This is a genomic window from Micromonospora sp. DT62 (assembly GCF_049847285.1).
Taxonomy (GTDB): Bacteria; Actinomycetota; Actinomycetes; order Mycobacteriales; family Micromonosporaceae; genus Micromonospora; species Micromonospora reichwaldensis.
The window spans coordinates 182,294-188,749 of record NZ_JBNCOB010000010.1; the positions used below are offsets into that span (position 1 = coordinate 182,294).

Below are 6,456 nucleotides of genomic sequence, written 5' to 3' on the forward strand. Positions count from 1 at the left end.
GGGAGACGCCCGTGAACGCGGACACGATGATGGGAACGGAACTGTCGGAGTTGCGCCGGCGCCGCCCGGAGGTGGCGGGCACGGTGCTGGCCGGCACCGACGGCCTGCTGATCTCCAGCGACCTGCCGACGACGGACGCCACCCACCTGGCCGCGCTCGCGGCGGCCAGCTTCGGCCTCGGCCACCGGGTGGCCGACACCGTGCGGCACGGCGAGTTCCGGGAATCGGTGGTCCGCACGTCGACCGGCGCCGTCGTCACCTATCCCGCCGGGCGCAACGCCCTGTTGACGCTGGTCGCCGACGCCAGCGTCGACCTGGACGAGCTGCACGCCGACGCGCGGGCGGTGGCCCGGCGCACCGGCTCGGTGCTGGACACCAGCCGCCTGATCGGGGCGGCGACGGTGCCCGAGGCGCACGCCCGGCTCTCGGCCCGCACCTCGGGCGGCAGGCTGCCCCGGCGGGTTACCCCCCACACCTGGCGCCGCCCGCCGGTCTGAGCAACCCCCGGGAGTCCGTCCACGACCGGCTTCCGACCCACGGTGCGGTCGCGCCGGCACGGGCCGCCCGCACGGCAGCGGCGGCGGATCCGCTCCCCCGGGTCCGCCGCCGGCCTGTCGTCCTCGCGTGTCAGCGGCTGTCGGAGCCGTTCGTCTCCACGGCCGCGCGGCCGGCCTCCAACCGGGCGACGGGCACCCGGAAGGGCGAGCAGGACACGTAGTCCAGGCCGACCTCGTGGAAGAAGTGCACCGACTCCGGGTCGCCGCCGTGCTCGCCGCAGACGCCGAGCTTCAGCTCCGGCCGGGCCGCCCGGCCCTCCTCCGCGGCGATGCGCACCAGCCGGCCCACGCCGTCGCGGTCGATCGACTCGAACGGCGAGATCCCGAAGATGCCCAGCTCCAGGTAGCGCCAGAAGAACGCGCCCTCGACGTCGTCGCGGGAGAACCCCCAGCCCATCTGGGTCAGGTCGTTGGTGCCGAAGGAGAAGAACTGCGCCGCCTCGGCGATCTGGCCGGCGGTCAGCGCCGCCCGGGGCACCTCGATCATCGTGCCGATCAGCACCTCGACGCCGCTGTCCCCGACCACCTCGGCGATGATCTTCTCGGCCTCGGCGCGGACCGTCTCCAGTTCCTGCACCGCGCCGACCAGGGGGACCATGATCTCCGGTCGGGCCGCCGCGCCGCTGCGGGTGACGGTGACCGCGGCCTCCGCGATCGCCCGGACCTGCATGGCGAACAGACCGGGGATGACCAGACCGAGGCGGACGCCACGCAGGCCCAGCATCGGGTTCTCCTCGTGCATCCGCCGGACGGCGGCGAGCAGCGCCTCCTCCTGCGCCACGTCCTCGCCGCGCTCCTGGGCGACCGCCACGTTGACCGCGAGCTGCTCCAGCGGGGGCAGGAACTCGTGCAGCGGCGGGTCGATCAGCCGGACGGTGACGGGCATCCCGTCCATCTCCCGGAAGATCTCCTCGAAGTCGGCGCGCTGCAACGGGAGCAGCGCGGCCAGCGCGGCCTCGCGCTCGGTGTTGTCGCGGGCCAGGATCAGCCGCTCGACCAGCTCGCGCCGGTCGCCGAGGAACATGTGCTCGGTGCGGCAGAGGCCGATGCCCTCCGCGCCGAAGCGCCGGGCCCGGGCGGCGTCCGCGCCGGTGTCGGCGTTCGTGCGGACGGCCAGCCGCCGCCGGGCGTCGGCGTGCGACATGATCCGGTGTACGGCCCGGACCAGCGGATTGTCGATGTGCTCGGGGTCGAGGCTGCCCTCGAAGTACTGCACCACCTCCGACGGCATGACCGGCACCTCGCCGAGGTACACCTTGCCGGTGGTGCCGTCGATGGAGACGACGTCGCCCTCGACGACGGTCTGCCCGCCGACGACGAACCGGCGCTGCGGGACGTTGACCTCGATCTCGTCGGCGCCGGAGACGCAGGTCTTGCCCATCCCCCGCGCCACCACGGCGGCGTGGCTGGTCTTGCCGCCGCGCGAGGTGAGGATGCCCTGGGCGGCGATCATGCCGTTGAGGTCGTCGGGGTTGGTCTCGCGCCGGACCAGGATCACCGACTCCCCCTCGGCGGCCAGTTCGACCGCGCGGGCCGAGGTGAAGACCACCTTGCCCGACGCCGCGCCCGGCGACGCCCCGATGCCCTTCGCCACCGGCTGGAACTCGTGGTCGAGCCGGAACCGGGGGAACATCAGCTGGGCGAGCTGCGCGCCGTTGACCCGGTGCAGCGCCTCGTCGAGGTCGATCAGGCCCTCGTCGACGAGCTGCCCGGCGATGACGAACGCCGCGGCGGCGGTGCGCTTGCCGACGCGCGTCTGGAGCATCCAGAGCTTGCCGCGCTCGATGGTGAACTCGATGTCGCAGAGGTCCTTGTAGTGGCCCTCCAGCCGGGCCATGATGCCGAGCAGTTCGTCGTAGGACTTCTTGTCCAGCCGCTCCAGCTCCTGCAACGGCACGGTGTTGCGGATGCCCGCGACCACGTCCTCGCCCTGGGCGTTGGCCAGGTAGTCGCCGTAGATGCCCTGGGCACCGCTGGCGGGGTCGCGGGTGAACGCGACGCCGGTGCCAGAGTCCGGGCCGAGGTTGCCGAAGACCATCGCCACCACGTTGACCGCCGTGCCCAGGTCGGCCGGGATCCGCTCCTGGCGGCGGTAGAGCACCGCGCGCTCGGCGTTCCACGACTCGAAGACCGCGCGGATGGCCAGGTCGAGCTGCTCGCGCGGCTCCTGCGGGAACTCCCGGCCGGTGTGCTTGAAGAAGATCTTCTTGTACGCGTCGACCAGCCCCCGCAGGTCGTCGGCGTCGAGGTCGAGGTCGTCGTGGGTGCCCTTGGCCCGCTTGGCGTCGTCGAGCGCGTGCTCGAACTCCTCGCCCGGCACCTCGCACACCGTCTTGCCGAACATCTGGATCAGGCGGCGGTAGGAGTCCCAGGCGAACCGGTCCGCGCCGCCGGAGGTCTGCTCGTCCGCGCCGCTGGCCTGTCGCGCGAGTCCCTGGACGCTGCGGTCGTTGAGGCCGACGTTGAGGACGGTCTCCATCATGCCGGGCATGGAGAACTTGGCGCCGGAGCGGACGGACACCAGCAGCGGGTCCTCCGGGTCACCGAGGCGCTTGCCCATCGCCTGCTCCAGCGACGCGAGGTGCGCGGCGATCTGGTCGGCCAGGCCGTCCGGCTCCTCCCCGGTGGCGAGGTACGCCTTGCATGCCTCCGTGGTGATCGTGAAGCCCGGTGGGACCGGCAGGCCGAGATTGGTCATCTCGGCCAGGTTGGCCCCCTTGCCACCGAGCAGTTCCTTGAGATCCTTGTTGCCCTCGGCGAAGGCGTACACGTACTTGTGTTCCACCGTCTCCTGCTTTGCCACCAGAGCCCTCCCACGCGCGCCGGTCCGACACTTAACGAAGGTTCAGTCGCTCTCATACCCCGGGACGGGCCACCGGCAATCCCGGTGCCGAGCCGGCCGGTGGGCGAAGGCTAAGCGAACATCGAGGGGCCCGGGACCGTTCGGTGACAATAGGCACAGCTATCCCGACTATCCGCGTTCGTACCGGTTTTTGGGAACGCTTCCACGCGCACGATCACGCATTTCCGGCTCCGCCTCGTATCCTTGGCCGCACGCTTTCGGTGAACCTCACCTTTGCCATAACCACCGCAAATACACCCCTCGGAGCCGACGCCGTGCCAGCCGTTCCCACCGCCGCCCCGGAGCCGCTCGACCCGTCCCGCGCCGCCGGGGTGGACGAGCGGGAGCCCGGCCACCGCGCCCTGCCGGTCCACGAACCGGCGGCCGCCGAGCTGGCCCGGGCGGCGACCCGGGCCGCCGACGACCTGCTCGCCCCGCCGCCCGGGGGCGCCGACGACCTGCTCGCCCCGCCGCCCGGGGGCGCCGACGACCTGCCCGCCCCGCCGACCGGGGCCGCCGACGACCTGCCCGCCCCGCCGGTCCGGGTCCGGCTGGGCGATGTCGTGCCCGCCCCGGAGCGGGTCACGCCGGTCCCGGGCGCCGACTTCGTCCTCGCTCCCGACACGGCGATTTTGGTCAGCGGCGACGACGCCCGCGCCGTCGCCGGGCAGCTCGCCGCCCTGCTCCGACCGGCCACCGGCTACCCGCTGCCGGTGACCGACGCCACCCGACCGGAGCCGGCCGGCGGCATCACCCTGACGCTGGCCGCCGCCGACCACGGGCCGGAGGGCTACCGGCTCGACGTGACGCCCGACGGCGTACGGATCGAGGCCGCCACCCCGGCCGGGCTCTTCCACGGCGTACAGACGCTGCGGCAGCTCCTGCCCGCAGCCATCGAGAGCCCGGTGCCGGTCGCCGCGCACTGGGCGCTGCCCGGCGGTTCGATCACCGACCGGCCCCGGTTCCCCTACCGGGGGGTGATGCTCGACGTGGCCCGGCACTTCTTCGGCGTACCGGACGTGCTGCGGGTGATCGACCACCTGGCCCGCTACAAGCTCAACCACCTGCACCTGCATCTCACCGACGACCAGGGCTGGCGGATCGCGATCGACTCCTGGCCCCGGCTGACGGAGGTCGGCGGGGCGGGCGAGGTGGGCGGCGGCCCGGGCGGGCACTACACGCGCGACGACTACCGGCGGATCGTGGCCTACGCCGCCGAGCGGCACGTCACCGTGGTGCCGGAGATCGACCTGCCGGGGCACACCAACGCCGCGCTGACCGCGTACGGCGAGTTGGCCCCGGACGGCACCGCGCCGCCGCCGTACACCGGCACCGAGGTCGGCTTCAGCTACGTCGACCCCACCAACGAGCGGACGTACGAGCTCGTCGCCGACGTGCTGGGCGAGATCGCTGCGCTCACCCCCGGGCCGTGGCTGCACATCGGGGGCGACGAGGCGTTCAAGGTACGTCCCGACGCGTACGCGGCCTTCGTCGAGCGGACCCAGCGCATCGTCGCCGGAACCGGCAAGACGGTGGTGGGCTGGCACCAGATCGCACCCGTAGCGCACGCCGAGGGACGGGTGCTCCAGTGGTGGGGCACCAAGGGCGAGGACCCGGTCACGGCGGACGCCGTCCACCGGGGGGCACGACTGGTCCTCTCCCCCGGCAACCACGCCTACCTCGACATGAAGTACGCCCCGGACACCCCCATCGGGCACGACTGGGCCGGCCTGATCGACGTGCGGCGGGCGTACGACTGGGATCCCGGCACCCACGTGGTCGGCGTGCCGGCCGACGCGGTGCTGGGCGTGGAGGCGCCGCTGTGGACCGAGTCGGTCACCTCGCGGGCCGAGGTCGAGTTCATGCTCTTCCCGCGCCTGCCCGCGATCGCCGAGCTGGGCTGGTCGCCCCGCGCGAGGCACGACTGGGCCGGGTTCCGCGACCGGCTGGCCAGCCACGGCCCGCGCTGGGCCGCAGCCGGCATGGCCTTCCACCGCTCACCGGAGATCCCCTGGCCCGCTGAGCGGCCAGCTCCCGCCGCGCGGCAGGCGGCGATCCCCACCCAGACCAACCACCCGACTCCCACCACGACACACACGACGCTCCCCACCCAGACCGACCCCGAGGACGCCCCCGCACCAAGCCCGTCCGCCTGACGCCCGCGCCCAACGCCCCCATCCCCGCCGCGGTCGCGGTCGCGGTCGCGGTCGCGGTCGCGGTCGCGGTCGCGGTCGCGGTCACGGATGCCGTGGCGGTCACGGATGCCGTGGCGGTCACGGATGCCGTGGCGGTCACGGGTGCCGTGGCGGTCACGGGTGCCGTGGCGGTCACGGGTGCCGTCGCCATCGCCGTCGCGGATGCTCTCGATCTCGGGGTCAGGGCGGTTCCGCCTGACGCGTCACGCAGGGCACGTACCGCCGGTTGCCGGGCTGCCCATTGCTGGCGGGCACGCGGACACGCGGCACGGATGCGCTCCTCGGGGCGCTGTCGAGCTGATGTCGTAGACGATTCAGCGGTGCCGGTCCGTCCCGGGCCGGCAAGCGTGGGGATTGGCGCGGAAAGAAGTCGCGGTTCGTGCCAGCGGGGCAGCGTGAATCGTCTACGTCATCAGCTCGACAGCGCTCACCGGCCCCATTGCTCACCCGACGACCGACGGCGGCGGACTGCAACGCGGTGCGGCGCGACTGCGGCGTCATGGGAGTTTTGTCCGCTTCGTGGTGTCCGACTTCGTGCCTGGACGTCGCAGCAGTCCGGTGCGTCCCGTGGGCGGCGCCACCTCGGCGGCGGAATCGTGGGCCGGTGCGGGTCGTTGAACATGGCATACCCACGGCGCTCCCCCGCGCCACGGTGGCCCGACCGGCCGGCGGAATGACTGGCCGACCCGGGTCGTTGAGACATCCCGGACGCCCGAGCAGGCCCCCCGCCGCCGGAGCGATCCGTTCTGACTTCCCCCTCGCGGCACGCCGCTCCCCCGCGCGTCCGCGTACCCCCGATCGAAAGGTGCTGCCATCATGCGTACCGACATCCTGCGTAAGACCGCCCTGACCGCTGCCGGGC

At 73.2% G+C, this 6,456-nt stretch carries 3 protein-coding genes; 2 read left to right on the forward strand and 1 reads right to left on the reverse strand.

Going from position 1 to position 6,456, the window contains the following annotated elements; all coding sequences use genetic code 11:
* Positions 1 to 11 precede the first annotated feature (11 nt).
* On the forward strand, positions 12 to 497 hold the full coding sequence (locus ACPXCB_RS16985; protein WP_357580310.1) for a roadblock/LC7 domain-containing protein: 486 nt from the start codon (positions 12 to 14) through the stop codon (positions 495 to 497).
* 130 nt (positions 498 to 627) lie between these two features.
* On the opposite strand, the gene ppdK is transcribed toward ACPXCB_RS16985, so the two are convergent.
* A complete protein-coding gene (gene ppdK / locus ACPXCB_RS16990) occupies positions 628 to 3,360 on the reverse strand; it encodes a pyruvate, phosphate dikinase (RefSeq protein ID WP_425876478.1) in 2,733 nt (910 codons plus the stop codon).
* Between the two features lie 314 nt (positions 3,361 to 3,674).
* On the opposite strand from ppdK, the gene ACPXCB_RS16995 reads away from it, so the two are divergent.
* Positions 3,675 to 5,555: a beta-N-acetylhexosaminidase gene (locus ACPXCB_RS16995; protein WP_425876480.1), complete on the forward strand. Its 1,881-nt coding sequence runs from the start codon at positions 3,675 to 3,677 to the stop codon at positions 5,553 to 5,555.
* Positions 5,556 to 6,456: the final 901 nt, after the last annotated feature.